Here is a 16097-nt window from a genome sequence, read left to right on the forward strand (position 1 = left end):
AGACCTGCCTGGGATGCTCCGAGCATGGAGATGACAGTGCAGCTGACGATCGACTGCTCCGATCCGCAGAGAATGGTGACGTTCTGGGCGGAGGCCCTGGGCTACGTGCCTGAGCCTGCGCCGGGCGGGCACGCCACGTGGCGTGCCTACTGGGCGGCGGTGGGGGTGCCCGAGGAAGAGTTGCCGACCGGTGCCGGGGATATTCCGGAGTCGATCATCGATCCCGCGGGACGTGGACCGAGGGTGTGGTTCCAGCAGGTTCCGGAGCCCAAGGTCGCCAAGAACCGGTGGCACTTCGACCTGAAGGTCGGCGGCGGCCGTGACGTCCCACTGGACGTCCGCACACAACGGGTCAAGGCCACGGTGGAACGGCTGGTCACAGCTGGTGCCACCGTGCTGCGGATCAAGGATGAGCCGGCCATGGGGCTCTACGCCGCCGCCATGCAAGATCCCGAGGGCAACGAATTCGACGTCGTCTGAAGGCCGTTGCAACGGTGCTCAGCCTGCTTCCTCGGCCCGCTGTGCAGTCACCGATTCGTCCGCCGCCCCAAGAAGCCGCGGGGCGGTGGCGGTTGCGCACTGGGCCGCCTGGTGGGCAGTGGGTCTGCTCATTCGCGCCTGTGACCATTGCGCAGCATCGGCCTGCCGACGTGCTCTGCGCAGCCGGGGGTTGCCTGGCTGACGTCGTCCGGTGCGCAGCGGGCGGGTTGTTGCGCAGTTTTCGGCCGGATGGTCTGTGCAACGCTGTGACCTGCAGTGGTCGGGTCCATGGTCGGGGTCTGGGGGGTGATAGTCGGGGCGGGGGAGGGCCGTGGTCGGGGCTGGCGATTGGTGTTGCATCGCCCGTGACGGTGGGTGTGTGAGCGGCTACGGTGACGATCATCAGCGACGTCGTACGCAGGGGGAAGAGGTGCGCAGGGCCAGCACACCGAGGACGGGCGCAGTTTGCGCCTGCGCAGTGATGCTCATGACGATCCTTGGGGGATGCGGCTCCGGCACCAGCGACAGCCAGGACGCCGACCACGCCGGCGCCGACGCATCGCCGTCTGCGCAGTCGACTACGACGTCGTCGGCGCCGGCGGATCCAGAGGCGGCGGACGAGACGAAGGTATTGGAGGCGTACCGGGGGATGACTCAGGCGGAGGCGGAGGCGTACCGCAGGGGGTCCGAGAAGGGCACTGGCCTGGAGCGGTACGTCACCTCGGACGCTCTGGGGCAGACCCAGACTGCGGCCGCCGCACGCCGGGCCCACGGGGGGACAGGTACAGCGGTCACAGGACGTGCAGCGGTGGGTGGCAGTGCGCTGTTGGTCATGAGGACGGCTCCCTGTTGGCGGGCTGGTTGTGACATCCCGGAGGCTGTCACGTGCCCTCGCGCGGCCACGTCCGTCTCCAGGGCGGAAACGCGCGCGTCTATGGGCGCATGCACCCACAGGGGAGTCAGACCATGGAGTTAGGCACAGTCGTACGCTGGTCGGAGCTTCACGCCGCGCTGAGCCGATCCACAGGCCTTGAGCATTGCCTTTCCAGTGGACGGCTCGGCACGCTCCTGCACCACTTCCGGCGCCTGCGAATCCGCTGGGATGTCCACGACGACATCAACGAAGCGCTGCTCACCTTGGGTTGCGCCCTCGTCCCAGGGCTGGTTCAGCGTACGCGACGGGGACGGAGACATCGGTCAGGATCGGTAGCACGGAGGGCTGGGTCTCCGGGGCCGAGTCCGGGCCGAGCGCCGGCGCCCGGCCTGGGAGTCCCCCTGCCGCAGCTGCTGCGGCAGGGGAGCCCCTCAGACCGTGGAGAGCTCGGTCGCCGGGAGTGACTCAGTCCGAATTCACTCGTAACGCAGGCGCAGTGACTCCCGCTCGGCCTCCTTGACCTGATCGAGGGTCAGGCCCGGCAGGTTCAGCTGGGCCAGCGTCACCTCGGCGCTGGTCGGCTGGGCGTCGGCAGGCACCCACTGCTCCGGTTGCCAGGCGTCGGCGCGCATCAGCGACTTCGGGCAGTGCGGATAGACCTGCTCGACATGCACCACAATCGCCGTGACCGGCGGTTTGCCGACGGGAGTGAGTTGGGCGAGCAGCTCCGGGCGCGCCGAGACACAGGCGCGGCCATTGACGCGCAGCGTGGTCGGGCTGCCGGGGATGAGGAAGAGCAGGCCGACGTGTCCGGTCTGCAGCACGTTGTGCAGGGTGTCGAGCCGCTTGTTGCCGGTCGCGTCGGGGATCGCCAAGGTCCGTTCGTCCAGCACCGAGACGAACCCGGCCGGGCCGCCACGCGGCGTCACGTCCGCCCGGCCCTCGACGTCCGCACTGCCGATGAAAACCAGCGAGGAACAGCCGATCAGCGCCCGGGCCTCCTCGGTCAGGCGGTCGATCTCCTTGCGGAGCGAGTTCGGGTTCGGCTGCGGGTAGAGCTCGCGCAGCTGGTCCGGGCTGGTGACGGCGTCTGCCTGGAGGGATTCGAAGAGCAAGCCGGCGGCCCCAGTGTCGATCATCATACGGACGACCCTAGGAGACGACCGAGGCAATACGCGGGTCAGCGCGTGATCTCGCCCGCGTTGACCGGTGGCTGCTCCTCGGCCGGGTTCCTCGGCGTACGTCGGGCCGCGCCGGGGCGCCGCCCTGCCGCACGCCACAGCCGCCTGCTGGCTGTCGGTGCTCGTGGACGCGGGCCCCTAAGGTCGCCGGAACCGCGATCGGGCCGCCGTCGTCGGCCCCCTCGAAACCGAGCCTGAGCCACTCGACGCACCACCGTGGTCACAGCTCCAGCAGGACCCCTCGACCACTAGCGGCTGGACGGCCGATCCACCGTCCGCGTCCACACCGGATCCGGCCGCGACAGCCGCCATGACTTCTACCAGGACCGCCGCCACCACGTCTGGGACAACCGCTCCGACACCGCCGCCCTGCGCGACCACCGCGACCGCTTCGTCGAGGATGCCGTTCTCGGACTGCAGCACCACGTCGACTCCGGCCGGCAGGAAGTTCGGCACGAGCGTGGGCGGTCCGATGCCCAGGTTGACGTAGGACCCGCTGGTCAGTTCGGCCGCCGCGCGTGCGGCCATCTCGGCGGCGGCGGAGTCGTCCCCGGCCGCGTGGAGGGAAGCGTGAGCGTGGCCGAGTCAGGGAGCGGACGGATCCACGCCCCCGGGGGCCCACCCCTTCCGCCGGGTGGCACTGAGGGCCGGCGGTTGAGGAGTGCGCGACTTTTGGGTTCGACGCCGGCCTGCGAAGCCCAGCCACAGTCTCAAGGCCCTTGTACGCGCGTCAAGCAACTTTCGAAAATCATGGGATGTTCGAAACGTGATCCGAAGCATCCGTGGCGGGCTGTCCCCACCCGCCCACAATGGTTTACTGTTCAACGACATCGGTGGCCCTCGCTCTACGAACCGATAGTCGGCGGGCCATGCCTTGTCATGGGCCGTGAGGGCACATGCACTCATCAGTGAACGGAGATTCTCTGTGACTTCCCCCGTCAAGCTGGCAGTTGTCTACTACTCGTCGACCGGTTTCAGTGCCGAGATCGCCAAGGAGATCTCCGACGCCGCGGAGAAGGCCGGTGCGGAGGTCCGCCTGCGCAAGGCTGCCGAACTTGCCCCCGAGGCCGCCGTCGCCGCCAACGAGGCCTGGGCCGCCCACGCCGCCGCCAGCGCCGGTATCCCCGTGGCCACCGCGGACGACGTGGAGTGGGCCGACGCGGTGATCTTCGGCACCCCCACCCGCTTCGGCAACATCTCCTCCCAGCTCAAGCAGTTCATCGACACGCTCGGCGGCCTGTGGGCCCAGGGCAAGCTGGCCAACAAGGTCTACAGCGGCTTCGTCACCACCGCCACCACCCACGGCGGCCAGGAGTCCACCCTCCTTGCGCTCTACAACTCCATCCACCACTTCGGCGGCCTGATCGTCAGCCCCGGCTACACCGACCCGGTCAAGTTCGTCGACGGCAACCCCTACGGCACCTCCCACGTCGACGCCCAGGGCAGCAACCCCATCGGCGACCAGACCCGCAACGCGGCCCGCCACCAGGCCGAGCGCGTCGTACAGATCGCCGAAGCGCTCAAGAACGGTCTCTCTGCCTGAGGCCGGACAACGAGCCGACCATGGTGGCGCGCCCGCGGCCTTGCCTTACCGCTGCCCGCGCGAACGTGCCTTCCAGCGCCGCTCCTTCCCCTGCACGGGAGGGGCGGCGCGCCCGCATGCGGGGCCCCTTCCGCCACCGCACGGCACTCGCCGGACAACACGTCCCGCGCCCTTGAAAGCAGTCGACTCCACAGGTGATCCCTGCGGAGTCGACTGCTTACGGTGGATCAACGGCCCGCGCGGAACGGGTTGTCAGGAGTTCAGCCACGGGAAGCGCTTGGTGTCGGCGTCGGCGTAGTCGGGGTCGAGGTAGATGAACAGCCGCTGGATCTTCTCATCGCGGATGTGGAAGACGTTGCAGAAGCGCCCGCCGAGGCCCTGCCCGGCGTGCCAGGAGGTGCCGTCGGCCAGGACCCCGTGGGTGAACCCTTCGACCACCAGGAACTCGCCCTCGGCGATGTAGTTGAAGTACGGGATCTCGTGGACGATCGAGGTGAACAGCGCGCCGATGTCGGTGAACAGCCGGCGCACCTCCTCGGTGCCGCGCGCAGGCACGTGCTTGGGGAAGCAGACGTAGGCCTCGTCGTCGAAGAGGTCCAGCAGGTCCCGGCCGGTGTCCAGGCGCTTGAAATAGTCGACGGCGACGGCCTTGTGGTCCTCCGCCGATGTCGCGAGAGACGACACGGGTGTCATGTTCCTCCTTGGGTGTGGATGCCGTGCGCCGTCCCCGGCCGCGAGGCGACGTACCAGGCCGGGGACGGCAGTCCGGAACAATGGGTGAAATGGAACCGGGTGGGCAGTGCTGTCAGCCGCGCGCCAGGATCCCGTCCAGGGCCCTGCGCAGCTCCTGCTCCGGATCGGTCGGCAGGTCGTGGCTGCGCCAGGCGATGTGCCGGTCCGGCCGGACGAGGAGGCATCCCCGGTCCCCGACCTCCCGCAACCGGGCCCAGTCCCCGAGCACGTCCTCGTAGGTGCACCGGGCGCCGATGCTGTGGACGGGCAGGGCGATGCCGTATTCCGCGGCGGCCTTCTTGGCCGCCCGCAGCCACGGCTCGCCACCGATCCCCGTGATCAGGGAGAACCGCCCACCGCCCGCGAGGTCGAGTGTGGAGACACGATCCGTGCCGTGTTGGAGCCAGGCGTGCGGCAGACAGGCGCCCGGGTGGGTGGTGGGGTGGTAGTACAGCTCGGGGTCATGCTCGAAGGGCGGGTACGGCGTACCGTCGTCGATCACGGCACAGGACGCGTAGCGCTGGCCCAGTTCTACGCCGTGGCAGTTGAACTGGTAGTTCTGCAGCTCGACCGCTTCCCGCAGGGCACGGCGGCGCTCCTGGCCGGTGTCGCTGTCGTCGGCGAGCTCTTCCAGGCTGGCCCATCCCTCCTCCGCGCTCTGGCCGGGGCGGAAACCGAGGGCCTGCGATATCGGCAGCATGTCCCGCACGCTTTGCATGGCGCGGTCGACGACCTGACGCCCCACCGGCTGGCGCTCTTGGTGGTAGCTGTCGAGGAGGCCCGGGCCGGCGTGGCCGCGGAGGACCGCGGAGAGTTTCCACGTCAGGTTGTAGGAGTCCTGGACGGAGGTGTTGGACCCCAGGCCGTTGGCGGGCGGGTGACGATGGGCGGCGTCACCGACGAGGAAAACCCGGCCCTTGCGGTACTCGGCGGCGACTATGTGGTTGATCTCCCAGCGGCTGACCGCCTTGATGCGCACGTTCACCTCGGGGTCGCCGATGGTGGTGTGCGCGCGGGCCAGCAGCGCTTCCTCGCTGAGGTCGGGGTCGCCGTCGGCCGGGTCGTACATGAACAACATGACCCACTCGGTCCACGGTTTGACGCAGATGAACGTGCCGCTGCCGACCCAGTAGTCATTGCCGGGCTGGCACATCCAGTACAGCGCGCCCGGCCGGTGGGCGGTGTACTTCGTGAGGTCCGCCTCCAGCCAGACGTTCACGGCGGCGCCGAGACCGGTCTCTCCCTCGAAGGTGAATCCAAGGTCCCTGGCGACGGTGGAGCGTCCGCCGTCGGCGCCGACCACGTACTGGGCGCGGATGGCGTACTCGGACCCGGTGGTGCGCTCCCGCACCGTGGCGAGGACACCCTCCTCGTCCTGGCGGATCTGGACCAGTTCGGTCGAGAAGCGGATGTCGGCGCCCGCCTCCTGCGCCGCCTCGAGAATGACCGGTTCGAGGATGTGCTGGGGGGCGTTGCACATCCGGGAAGGGCTGGCGGCCTCGTAGTCGGCCTTGCGGGCGGTGCCGGTGCCCCATGTCATCAGCCGCGCGAACTCCTGGCCGGCGAAGCTGGTGGCCCAGACGTTGTTGCCCATCAGGTGGTGGGGTGTGGCCAGTGCCCGGACGCGGTCCTCGATGCCGAGGTCCCTGAAGACCTCCACGGAGCGCTGGTTGGTGATGTGGGCCCGGGGCGAGTTGGCGGTGCCCTGGTACTTCGTCACCGTGATCGTGTCGATGCCGTCACGGGCGAGGAGGGCGGCCGCGGTGAGGCCGGCCGGCCCGGCCCCGACGACGAGTACGGACGTGTCGATGGTGCGCATGAAAAGCGGCTCTCTTCTCCTGGTGATCAGGGTCCGTCACCGGGGCGCGTGCGCACCGGTCATGAGGGCGGCGAGGTCCTCCGGCTCCAGGAAGGAGGGCGGCGGAGGCGGTCCCCAGTTGAAGAGTCCCTTGGCGCCTTCGAAGGCTTCCGGCTTCCACAGCACGTCGTCGACGATGCAGTCCAGGTCCGAGTAGTACTCGGAGAAATTCCCTGCCGGATCCTTCAGGTACCAGAAGAAGTTGGAGCCGATGTGGTGGCGGCCCAGTCCCCAGACGTGCCGCTCGGGGTGTTCCTGGAGCATCGCGGTCGCCCCGCGGCCGATCTCGTCGATGTCGTCGACCTGCCACGACGTGTGGTGCAGGTAGTTCACCGGTGCCGACAGCACGAGCACGTTGTGGTGATCCGTGGAACAGCGCATGAAGGCGGCCATGCCGGGGACGAGGTCGCTGATCTTGAAACCGAGCCCGTCGGTGAAGAACCGCTGCGTGGCCGCCTGATCGGTGGAACCGATGACGACGTGCCCCAGTTTGCGGGGCCGCACTGCCTCTTCGCGCAGCACCCCGGGAGCTCTCGTTCCCGGCCGGTCCGTCCGTCCGGGCCCGTTGTAGGGGGTGGGCTCGATCCTCGGCTGCTCCAGCCGCGGTGCGATGCCGACAACTGCGCGTACGCCACTGATGGGTTCCTCGGTCACCAGCGAGTTCCCGGTGCGCTCGCTGGCCAGTTCCAGGCGCGCGAGTGAGGCGGACACGCGGTCCAGGTCGTCGGGATCGTCCACGCCGATGCCGATCTCGACCAGCCGCCTCGAGGGCGTGTGGACGAGTTTCAGCTGCTGTCCGCCGTCGACGGTGGCGAAGGCGTTGTCACCGGTCGGCCGCAGGCCGAAGTCCGTGTAGTACTGGGATGTCTCTTCCACATTGGGCACCCCGATGGTGATCGAGGTGAGGCGGTGCAGTCCCATGCCGTGTCCCCTCTCTTCAGGCCCGGACCAGGCGGTGGCGCAGCTCGCCGATGCCCTCGACGTAGGAGACGAGTTCGTCACCGTCGGCGAGGAAACGCCGGGGGGTGCGGCCCAGCCCCACACCAGCCGGCGTGCCCGTGAAGATCACGTCTCCGGGCAGCAGGGGCAGCACCGCGGAGAGGCGGGCGATCAGCTGGGGAACGGAGAAGATCAGGTCCGAGGTACGGCCCTTCTGCACCTCCTCGCCATTGATCGCGCAGCCGAGCCGGAGGTCGTCCGGATCGTCGAATTCGTCCGGGGTGACCAGACAGGGGCCCATGGGGCCGAACCCTGGGTGCGACTTGCCGAGGCTGAACTGCGGCACGGGCCCGGACAGCTGCAGATCCCGCTCGGAGATGTCCTGCCCCACGGTCAGGCCGGCCACATGTGCCCAGGCCCGCTCCTCGCTCACCTGCCAGGCGCGGCGCCCGATGACCGCGACCAGCTCCACCTCCCAGTCCACGCTGCCCTCGGGCAAGAGGATCTCTCCGTACGGGCCGGTGATCGAGGAGACGAATTTGGTGAACACCGGTGGATGTTCCGGGACGGTGAACCCGGACTCGTCCGCGTGATCCCGGTAGTTCAGCCCGATCGCCAGGGTCTGCCGCGGCCGCGGGACCGGAGAGCGCAGCTCGGATTCGTCGATCATCGCGTGGCCGGCGGCGGGACGGGTCTGGGCCGCCCAGTGGCGGAACTCCTCCCAGCGCTCGTAGATCTCCTGCGGATCGGCCGAGAACAGCCCGCGGCTGGCCTGTTCCACATCCGTCCAGCCGTCGTCGGCCAGCAGCATCAGCCGACCGGCCGCATTCGCAATGCGCATCTCACACGCTCCCAGGCGGTGTCGTCTCCGGCGTCGTCCGCCGAAGGGCTCGCCACCGTTGTAGACCCGGCAATTCGACGCGTCAATAAACTTTCGAAAGTTTGTCGGTGATTCGATCTGTGTCTAAGGTGAGCGACATGGTGGCCAAGGGTGGGAAGCAGACACTGGGTGACGACGTACGCGCACGTCTGCGCGCCGACATCCTCAGCGGCCGGTTGCTGCCTGGATGCCGGCTGAAGTTCCCGGTGCTCAGCGCGCACTACGACGCGAGCGTCAGCGTGCTGCGCGAGGCCCTGGTGCGCCTGGCGGAACAGGGCCTGGTCAGGTCCGAACCCCACCAGGGGTTCGTCGTCACCCCCCTGTCCCGGGAGAAGCTCTGGGAGCTGACCGAGGCCCGCATCGAGCTGGAGGCCCTCGTCCTGCGCCGCTCAGTGGTCGAGGGAGACCTGTCCTGGGAGTCCCGCCTCGTCGCGGCGCACCACACGCTCGAGCGCACCCGGTACACCGCCGAAGGCGACGACCAGCGCGTCGACGACGACTGGGCCGCCGCCCACGCCGCCTTCCACGCGGCCCTTCTGGACGGCTGCACCAACCGTCGGCTGCTGCGGATGGCCCTCGGCCTGCGGGACGAGGCAGAGCTCTACCGCCGGTGGTCGCAGCCGCTCGGCGACGAGCCGGGCCGGGACCTGGCCGGCGAACACCGCGCACTGCTCGAAGCCGCACTGACCAGGGACCCGGATGCGGCAGCGGCAGCTCTGTGCGCCCACGTACGGCACACCACCGAGCTTCTGCTGGCAGCCGCCGACCGCCTGGATCACGAACAGCCTGCGCCCGAGGAATGAGCGAGGATCGAGCGTAGGCGAGCGCCGAGTCCCCGGCCCGGCGCATGAGGCGGTCCCCTCTCGGGTGGCGGGTCCCGTGCGGGCGCCCCACCTGGCCCAGCCCGGCCGGACCCTGGCAACGGCGCCTTCAGTAGGCGACCTGCACCCACCGAAGCGCCCCGTGGCGGCCCGACAGCCGGCCCTTGGCCCGACGCCCACCTCCCGTACGGGCGGCGGAGACGCCGGACCGGCAGTCGCTGGAGCTCTTGCCGGAGGTGGGCGGTCCCGCCCCGAGCGGCCGTTTTGTCGTAGCCGGCACGTTCCCGCACCGCCGAAGGGGGGCTTCGGACCCGGCCCACGATGTCATAGCCCAGGCAGGCGGACGACGCCGCAGCAAGGGGGCGAGCACCCTTCCGCGGCCCTCGGAGCCGGTGACGGAGGCATGTTGGCGTCACCCTGGTCTCGCTGCGCTGTCGGCCGAGCGGAGCGCCTGGCCACACTGATCGAGAGTAGACCGCGAGTGAACCGCGATGCGCGGGTGCCGCCACGCTCATCGCGGTCAGCGCTTGAGCAGGTGCCGAAATTGCGAAGGTGACGCGATGGCCTAGCTGTACGAGGTCAGGACGTTGGTTACGCCGTCTCGTAGTCGAGCCGCCGGGGGCTGGTTCCCGATGGAGGTGTGGCGCCGGTGGTAGTTGTAGTGGATGTTCCAGACGCCGAGAGCCTCGCTGCGTTGGTCTTCTGATGTCCAGGTGCGGGCGTACAGGAACTCCTCGGAGATGATCCGGTTGTAGCGCTCCTCCTTCCCGTTGTGTCGTGGCGTGTAAGGCGTGATCCGCTGGTGCCGCGAGCCGATCAGCGCCCGTGGGAAGGCTGCGGCGCGGTAGCAGGCTCCGATGTCGGTGACGATCCGCTCGATGCGGGTGATGCCGTGGGCCACGAACCACGCTGTTCCTCGGCCGTGGACTCGCCAGCCGCCGCCGTCGGGGATTCGGCCGACCTTCCTCACGTCGATGCGGACCACCGGGCCGCCGAGCGATGATCTTGCGTGGTTCGCGGTTTGAGGAGCCGTTCGGGTCGATGAACTTGCGGCGGTTCAGCCCGAGGCGAGAAGGTGACGAGAGACCGTGCGGCGGCTGACCTTGATGTCCTCCTCTCGGAGTTCGAAGGGGATCCGGGAGGCGGACCACTTCCGCGTGCGACGTAGGTCCTCGATCCGTGCCACGGCGTCCGCAGAGATTGCTGTCGGCTGGCGGTGAGGGGCCGAGGAACGATCCAGGTGGCCAAGCTCGCCATCCTGGCGGTAGCGGTTGACCCACTTCGATGCGCACGCACGAGAGATGCCCATCTCAGCGGCCACGTGTGCGATGGGGCGGGCAAGGCAGTGTTCGACCAGCCGCCGACGACCTTCGAGGGACAGCGGCGCGTTGCGATGAACCATCCGCGTCAGCGTGCGCCGGGACGCATCGCAGCCGCGGTGTCCGCCGCAACGGCCAGCGCGTCGGTGAGCGGTCGGTCGAGCAGTCCCACGAGGTCGGGGCTGGAGCTGCTGAGGTACCCATGGCGGACGCTGGTGGCGATCGAGGCGAGCATCGGCGGCTGGAACGGCAGCAGTGCATCGTCCGCGAGGAGGCGGGCGCGGTACTCGCTGAGCCCGATCGTTCGGTGGGCGACGCCGAGACGTTCGGCGACATCGTCGGCGGTGATCGGGTCGCCGACCAGGTCGTAGGTCTTGTCGGCGTGCGCGGTCGGGTGGCCGGCAACGATGGCCGCGGCTGCGGCCAGGTCCGCCCGAGCCACCGCAGAGAGAGCGCCATCGCCAAAAGCTGACTCCAGGCCGTCGGGTGTCCACGTCAACAACGCTCCGAAGAGCTCGGCGTAGAGCCCGTTGCGCAAGATGGTCCACCCGAGGCCGCTGGCCTTGACAAGGTCCTCGGTGGCGCGGTGGGCGAGCGCGAACCCGAGGTGATCCCCGGTGCCGGTCAGGCTGGTGTAGATCACGTGCGCGACGCCGTCGCGGTCCGCAGCGTCGAGAAGGGCCCGGTGACGAGCGATGACCTGGTCGTCCTCGGCATATCCGGCCGAGACCAGGACCAGCGTCGAGACACCGGTGAGGACCAGGCTGGTGGGGTCGTCGAAGTCCAGGTGGCGCTGCCCGTCGGAGGGTGTTCGGCTGCCACCCAGGGCGGGCACCTTCCGGTCGGCCAGCTCCTGGAGCGTGAGGGAGGCGAGCTGTCCGTTCGCGCCGGTCACCATGATCATTGGGGGTTCAATCTCCTACCGTGGTTCTCTTCAGTAACTACGGCGATCCTGAACCGGCCGCGGTCGGCCCACAAGGAGGCAGTTTCATGTCAGTGAGGCACACTTATGTAACCGCTGGACCCGCAGAGCTGGAACCGTGCGGGCAGTCGGACCACCCCGACTGCGGGATCCGCGACGTGCTCGACCGCGTGGGCGACAAGTGGTCGGTCCTCGTGATCGTCGAGCTTGCAAACGGGGCGCGGCGCTTCCGGCAACTTCAGCGCGCCATCGAGGGAATCTCTCAGCGAATGCTGACACTGACCGTCCGTCGGCTGGAACGCGACGGGCTGGTACTTCGAACGGTCTACCCAACGGTGCCCGCCCAGGTCGACTACCGACTCACCGAGACCGGCGCAAGCCTGACCCACCTCGTCAAGGCGCTGGCCGACTGGTCACTCGAGCACCGAGACACCATCGCCCACGCCCGCCAGGCTTACGACGCGCAACATCCCGACAACGAGATCCGATGACCGCCGGCGTCAACAACGTCATGACCCGCAACACCTAGCGGTATCGCCGGTGGAGCACCCTCAGTGAGTTAGTTGAATCTGAAACGATGCCCTGTCGACGTCATCTCGAAGGAAAACATCGTGACCTTTCTGCTCCTCCGCAAGCGCAGGGGTGCCAGCCCTGCGGATCTCTTCCCAGCACTCCCGCGGGAAGCGGGAGTTGTCAGTTGTGAGGTCATGGACCCGATGGGCATGCCGCTGCACAGCGCATCCATCCAGTGACCGACAGCACCACCCGCTACACGACGGTCACTGCCACGACCGATCCCTTCGGGCGGTTCGTGGCCATGCTGCGACCGGGCCAGTACTCCGTCCTGGTGACGGCCGACAGCCCGGAGCCGGCGCACAACACCTTCACAGTGGTGGCCGGATCGCGGTGCGACCTGGGGCAGGTCCGCCTGGCTTCCTCGACGTGGACAAAGACCCCCACTTTCACTTCGCCAGCGACAGCTTCGTGCACCGGCACGGCGCCAGGTGGACGGTGCAGGGCGTGCTGACCATGCATGGCACGAGCCGGTCCGTGCAACTGGACACCACCTACCTGGCCATGGTCAACGGGGGCTACGGGCAAGAGCTGAGATGCGCCGCACTGGCTACGGCCGAGCTGCATCGGGAGGACTTCACACTCAACTGGCGTTCCATGCTCGCTCGTGGCATCGCCGTGGTCGGTCCGCGGATCAAGCTGGAGCTGGATCTCCAGGCGATGTTCCAGGGCCCGGACACCCCGACGCCACCGCAGTAGAGGACGAGGCTGGTCGGCGTCCCGACGGTGCGCCGTTTGCTCGCCATGCCGGCAAGATACTGCGGACTCACCGCCCATGCGGCGGGTCCGGGATCACTGGGTGCGTACGCCTCCGACCGTCCGGATAAACAGATGGTCAGGGTCGAGCGTGGCGCGACAGGATGCTCCGCATGACATTGCCCACCCCCGAACTGCACACCGCCCGCCTGCGACTGCGGCCGTTCACCGACGCCGACGCGGCGCCGCTCTACGCGCTGCACAGCAGCGCCCACGTGCTGCGTTACTGGGACTCCCCGCCGTGGACCGAACCGGCACGCGCCCAGCGCTTCATCGCGGCCTGCCGGACGATCGAGGAGGACGGCACGGGAGCGCGGTTGGCCATCGACCGCGTCTCCGACGGCGTGTTCATCGGCTGGTGCGGTCTGACCAACTGGAACCCGGACTTCCGCAGCGCGTCCCTGGGCTACGTCTTCGACGCCGCCGCGTGGGGCCACGGCTACGCCACGGAGACCGCGCACGCCGTCCTGCGGTGGGCATTCGACACCCTGGACCTGAACCGCGTCCAGGCCGAGACCGACACCCGCAATGTGGCGTCCGCCCGGGTCCTGGAGAAGCTCGGCTTTGTCCGCGAAGGCACCCTCCGCGAGGACTGCGTCGTCAACGGCGACGTCTCCGACTCCTGGGTCTTCGGCCTCCTCCGCCGCGAGTGGCACCCGACGGCTGGCCGCTAGGACCGAGACCTGCCCGCCTTTCGGTCCGCACCCCACCGAGATCACCGTGGGCCGCTCCGGCGGCTCGACGTCCTTCGCCTGCCCCACCGATCCCGGCCATCCAACATCGCTGGAGCATCCAGTAGCTCGTAGGGTCCGCCTGGAGCGGCAACATTCTCATCGGCGCGCACGAGTGCTGTCGCTTCTCGTGAACATCGAACACGCCGCGGCCCGGGTGCCTCCCGAAGCACCGCGCAAACCGCTGTGAAACCGGTGAACAAAGCCACCTGGCTTTGTTCACGAGTCACGACAGCGGATGTCACGACGTTGAGCAGCGTCCGTGTGATGTCGTGTTCGATGTTCATGAGGAACGACAGCACCAGCTCAGGCATGCTGCTGCCTGCCGGCGTCTCCGGCTGTTGAGAGGCGGCCGCTCAGCTCGCGTGGAAGTCGCGGAGGGGCCGGGTCGCGATGTCACGTCGGCATCAGGACGCGTGAGGTCGCTGGAGTCCCTGGAGGAGGAGAGCGATCAGGCGTCGGGGGTCGTAGCGGGGGTCGTTGTCGCGTCCGATACAGAGGTTGCCGATGCCGCGCATCAGCTCGTACGGCTGCGTGCCGGGCCTGATGTCGCCGGCCTCGACCGCAGCGTCAAGCAGTTGGGCGCAGACGGGCAGCAGGCGGTCGAGGAAGTAGGCGTGCAGCGCGGCGAAGCGGTCGTTGTCGGACTGCAGGGCGTCGGCGAGTCCGTGCTTGGTGACCAGGAAGTCGACGAAGAGGTCGATCCACTGGCTCAGTGCTTCGAGTGGGGAGTCGGCACTGGCCAGCAGGTTCGGGCCGGCTTCGGCGCATGCCTCGATCTGGTGGTGGTAGACGGCTGTGACGAGATCCGCCCGGGTCGGGAAGTGGCGGTAGATCGTGGCCATCCCGACGCCCGCCCGTGCCGCGATCTGACGGATGGGCGCGTCGACGCCGGAGGTGACGAACACCTCGGCGGCGGCAGTGAGCACCGTCTGCCGGTTGCGCTGGGCGTCGGCCCGCTTGCCTCGGGACGGCGAATCCCCTGCTGGGCTCTCGGTGGCCATCACGTATTCCTTCCACATCGATTGACAAAACGGAGCGTCGCTCCGAATACTAAGTGGAGCGGCGTTCCGTTTCAGGTTAGCCGAAACGGGCCGCTCCTGACCGCCATGTCCGTCGCCGGTCGCAGGAGACCGGTGGGCGGCATGTGCCACCGAAAGGAAACCCACATCGTGAGCACATCCACCGCCACCAGCACCGACGCCTTGGGCGCGCCCGTCCCGGTCCTGTCCTTCAGCCCCGTAGTCCTCTCCGTGCCCGGACGTCCCGTGGACCTCCAGGTGCGCGTCTCCGCACCCGCGACCGGAACCGGCCTCCCCGTCATCCTCCTCTCCCACGGTCACGGCCCCTCGAACAACCTCTCCTCGCTCAACGGCTACGCGCCGCTCGCCAACTTCTGGGCCGCTCACGGATTCGCCGTCGTTCAGCCCACCCACCTCACCTCCCGGACACTGAGCCACCTGGTCGCCGACGCACCCGGCGCACCCGACTTCTGGCGCTCCCGCGCCGAGGACATGACCCACATCCTCGATCGGCTCGACGTGATAGAGCGCACCGTGCCGCAGCTCGCGGGGCGGATCGACCCCACCAAAGTCGCCGTCGTCGGACACTCGCTCGGCGGCTTCACCGCCGCCCTCCTGCTGGGCGCCGGGCTCAACGACCCCGACACCGGCAGCGTGGTGCACCTCGTCGAGCCCCGGATCAAGGCAGGGGTACTGCTCGCCGCGCCCGGCAGAGGTGGGGAAGTCCTCAACGGGCCCATGGCCGAGCAGTGGTCGATCATCGGGGCCGTCGACTTCTCCACCATGACCGCACCCGCGCTGGTCGTCGCCGGCGACAAGGACGATTCCCGGCACTTCACAGACATGGGGCCGGACTGGCACGCCGACCCCTACACCTTCGCTCCTGGCCCCAAGACCCTGCTCACCCTGTTCGACGCGGAGCACGGACTTGGCGGGATCGCCGGATACGACGCCGCCGAGACCACGGACGAGAACCCCGAGCGAGTCGCCGCCCTCGCCCGGCTCACCGCGGCCTACCTCAGCACCCAGCTTCACCCCGGCACCCCTACGTGGCCGAACGAATGCAAGGCACTGACGACCGGCCCCGACCCGGTAGGACGAGTCGAATCCAAGTAAGCCTCCCACCCCCATAGCCAGCCTGCCGGGCGAGGCGGAAAAGGAGCATTGGGACAGTCAGCGGGCTCGTACTCGACGACAGTGTGTGGGCAGCCGGCCGCCTCGGTCCGAAGTGCCTCGGCACCCAGGGCCCTCGGCCGCAATAGGCTGCCTCTGCGCTGCCCAGACTCCGGCACCGTTCGAATTGCAGCCGACCGCGCACACTGCTCAAACGGGTGAACAACTGCTGCCGGTACTCGAGAACAGAGCCACCCTGGCCCCGTTGCTCGTGGAGCACCTGCCCGACGCACTCGATGCCCGCGCCGGCGAGAGCGTCCGCATCCTCGACGCCGGACCTCCTGCCGCTACCT

At 68.7% G+C, this 16097-nt stretch carries 14 protein-coding genes and 2 pseudogenes; 7 read left to right on the top strand and 9 right to left on the bottom strand.

What is annotated here, in order from left to right; translation table 11 throughout:
- Positions 1 to 24 precede the first annotated feature (24 nt).
- Entirely contained in the window at positions 25 to 480 is a 456-nt protein-coding gene (locus tag IE260_RS23735; RefSeq protein WP_189875131.1) for a VOC family protein, read from the top strand.
- A gap of 1350 nt (positions 481 to 1830) precedes the next feature.
- On the opposite strand, the gene IE260_RS23740 is transcribed toward IE260_RS23735, so the two are convergent.
- Positions 1831 to 2496, bottom strand: a complete 666-nt coding sequence (locus IE260_RS23740; protein ID WP_189875133.1) for an MSMEG_1061 family FMN-dependent PPOX-type flavoprotein — start codon at positions 2494 to 2496, stop codon at positions 1831 to 1833.
- A gap of 435 nt (positions 2497 to 2931) precedes the next feature.
- Positions 2932 to 3063, bottom strand: a pseudogene (locus tag IE260_RS23745) (CoA-transferase); the annotation flags it as partial.
- 397 nt (positions 3064 to 3460) lie between these two features.
- On the opposite strand from IE260_RS23745, the gene wrbA reads away from it, so the two are divergent.
- Positions 3461 to 4078 (top strand): NAD(P)H:quinone oxidoreductase, encoded by a 618-nt coding sequence (gene wrbA / locus IE260_RS23750; protein WP_189875135.1) that lies wholly within the window; start codon positions 3461 to 3463, stop codon positions 4076 to 4078.
- A 252-nt stretch (positions 4079 to 4330) separates the two neighbouring features.
- Here wrbA and IE260_RS23755 read toward each other — a convergent pair whose 3' ends face one another.
- From IE260_RS23755 to IE260_RS23770, 4 genes are all read right to left on the bottom strand, one after another.
- Positions 4331 to 4762 (bottom strand): nuclear transport factor 2 family protein, encoded by a 432-nt coding sequence (locus IE260_RS23755; protein WP_229881124.1) that lies wholly within the window; start codon positions 4760 to 4762, stop codon positions 4331 to 4333.
- Between the two features lie 121 nt (positions 4763 to 4883).
- On the bottom strand, positions 4884 to 6629 hold the full coding sequence (locus IE260_RS23760; RefSeq protein ID WP_189875139.1) for an FAD-dependent monooxygenase: 1746 nt from the start codon (positions 6627 to 6629) through the stop codon (positions 4884 to 4886).
- A 36-nt stretch (positions 6630 to 6665) separates the two neighbouring features.
- The gene (locus tag IE260_RS23765; protein ID WP_189875141.1) at positions 6666 to 7589 is read right to left on the bottom strand and encodes a VOC family protein; all 924 of its coding nucleotides are present in this window, start codon (positions 7587 to 7589) and stop codon (positions 6666 to 6668) included.
- 16 nt (positions 7590 to 7605) lie between these two features.
- Positions 7606 to 8448 (bottom strand): fumarylacetoacetate hydrolase family protein, encoded by an 843-nt coding sequence (locus IE260_RS23770; protein WP_189875144.1) that lies wholly within the window; start codon positions 8446 to 8448, stop codon positions 7606 to 7608.
- Positions 8449 to 8585: 137 nt separating this feature from the next.
- On the opposite strand from IE260_RS23770, the gene IE260_RS23775 reads away from it, so the two are divergent.
- Positions 8586 to 9290: a GntR family transcriptional regulator gene (locus tag IE260_RS23775; protein ID WP_189875146.1), complete on the top strand. Its 705-nt coding sequence runs from the start codon at positions 8586 to 8588 to the stop codon at positions 9288 to 9290.
- Between the two features lie 583 nt (positions 9291 to 9873).
- Here IE260_RS23775 and IE260_RS23780 read toward each other — a convergent pair.
- Positions 9874 to 10710: pseudogene (locus IE260_RS23780) on the bottom strand (integrase core domain-containing protein).
- 5 nt (positions 10711 to 10715) lie between these two features.
- Complete coding sequence (locus IE260_RS23785; RefSeq protein WP_189875148.1) at positions 10716 to 11531, bottom strand: NAD(P)H-binding protein; 816 nt, start codon at positions 11529 to 11531, stop codon at positions 10716 to 10718.
- 86 nt (positions 11532 to 11617) lie between these two features.
- Between IE260_RS23785 and IE260_RS23790 the strand changes: the two genes are divergently transcribed.
- From IE260_RS23790 to IE260_RS23800, 3 genes are all read left to right on the top strand, one after another.
- Positions 11618 to 12040, top strand: a complete 423-nt coding sequence (locus IE260_RS23790) for a winged helix-turn-helix transcriptional regulator (protein ID WP_189875381.1) — start codon at positions 11618 to 11620, stop codon at positions 12038 to 12040.
- 451 nt (positions 12041 to 12491) lie between these two features.
- A complete protein-coding gene (locus tag IE260_RS41805) occupies positions 12492 to 12821 on the top strand; it encodes a YceI family protein (protein ID WP_229881126.1) in 330 nt (109 codons plus the stop codon).
- A 170-nt stretch (positions 12822 to 12991) separates the two neighbouring features.
- Positions 12992 to 13552: a GNAT family N-acetyltransferase gene (locus IE260_RS23800; protein WP_189875149.1), complete on the top strand. Its 561-nt coding sequence runs from the start codon at positions 12992 to 12994 to the stop codon at positions 13550 to 13552.
- A gap of 464 nt (positions 13553 to 14016) precedes the next feature.
- On the opposite strand, the gene IE260_RS23805 is transcribed toward IE260_RS23800, so the two are convergent.
- A complete protein-coding gene (locus IE260_RS23805) occupies positions 14017 to 14613 on the bottom strand; it encodes a TetR/AcrR family transcriptional regulator (RefSeq protein ID WP_189875151.1) in 597 nt (198 codons plus the stop codon).
- A 141-nt stretch (positions 14614 to 14754) separates the two neighbouring features.
- Between IE260_RS23805 and IE260_RS23810 the strand changes: the two genes are divergently transcribed.
- Entirely contained in the window at positions 14755 to 15747 is a 993-nt protein-coding gene (locus tag IE260_RS23810) for an alpha/beta hydrolase family protein (protein ID WP_373303391.1), read from the top strand.
- Positions 15748 to 16097 lie beyond the last annotated feature (350 nt).

The organism is Streptomyces viridiviolaceus, assembly GCF_014650995.1.
GTDB lineage: Bacteria > Actinomycetota > Actinomycetes > Streptomycetales > Streptomycetaceae > Streptomyces > Streptomyces viridiviolaceus.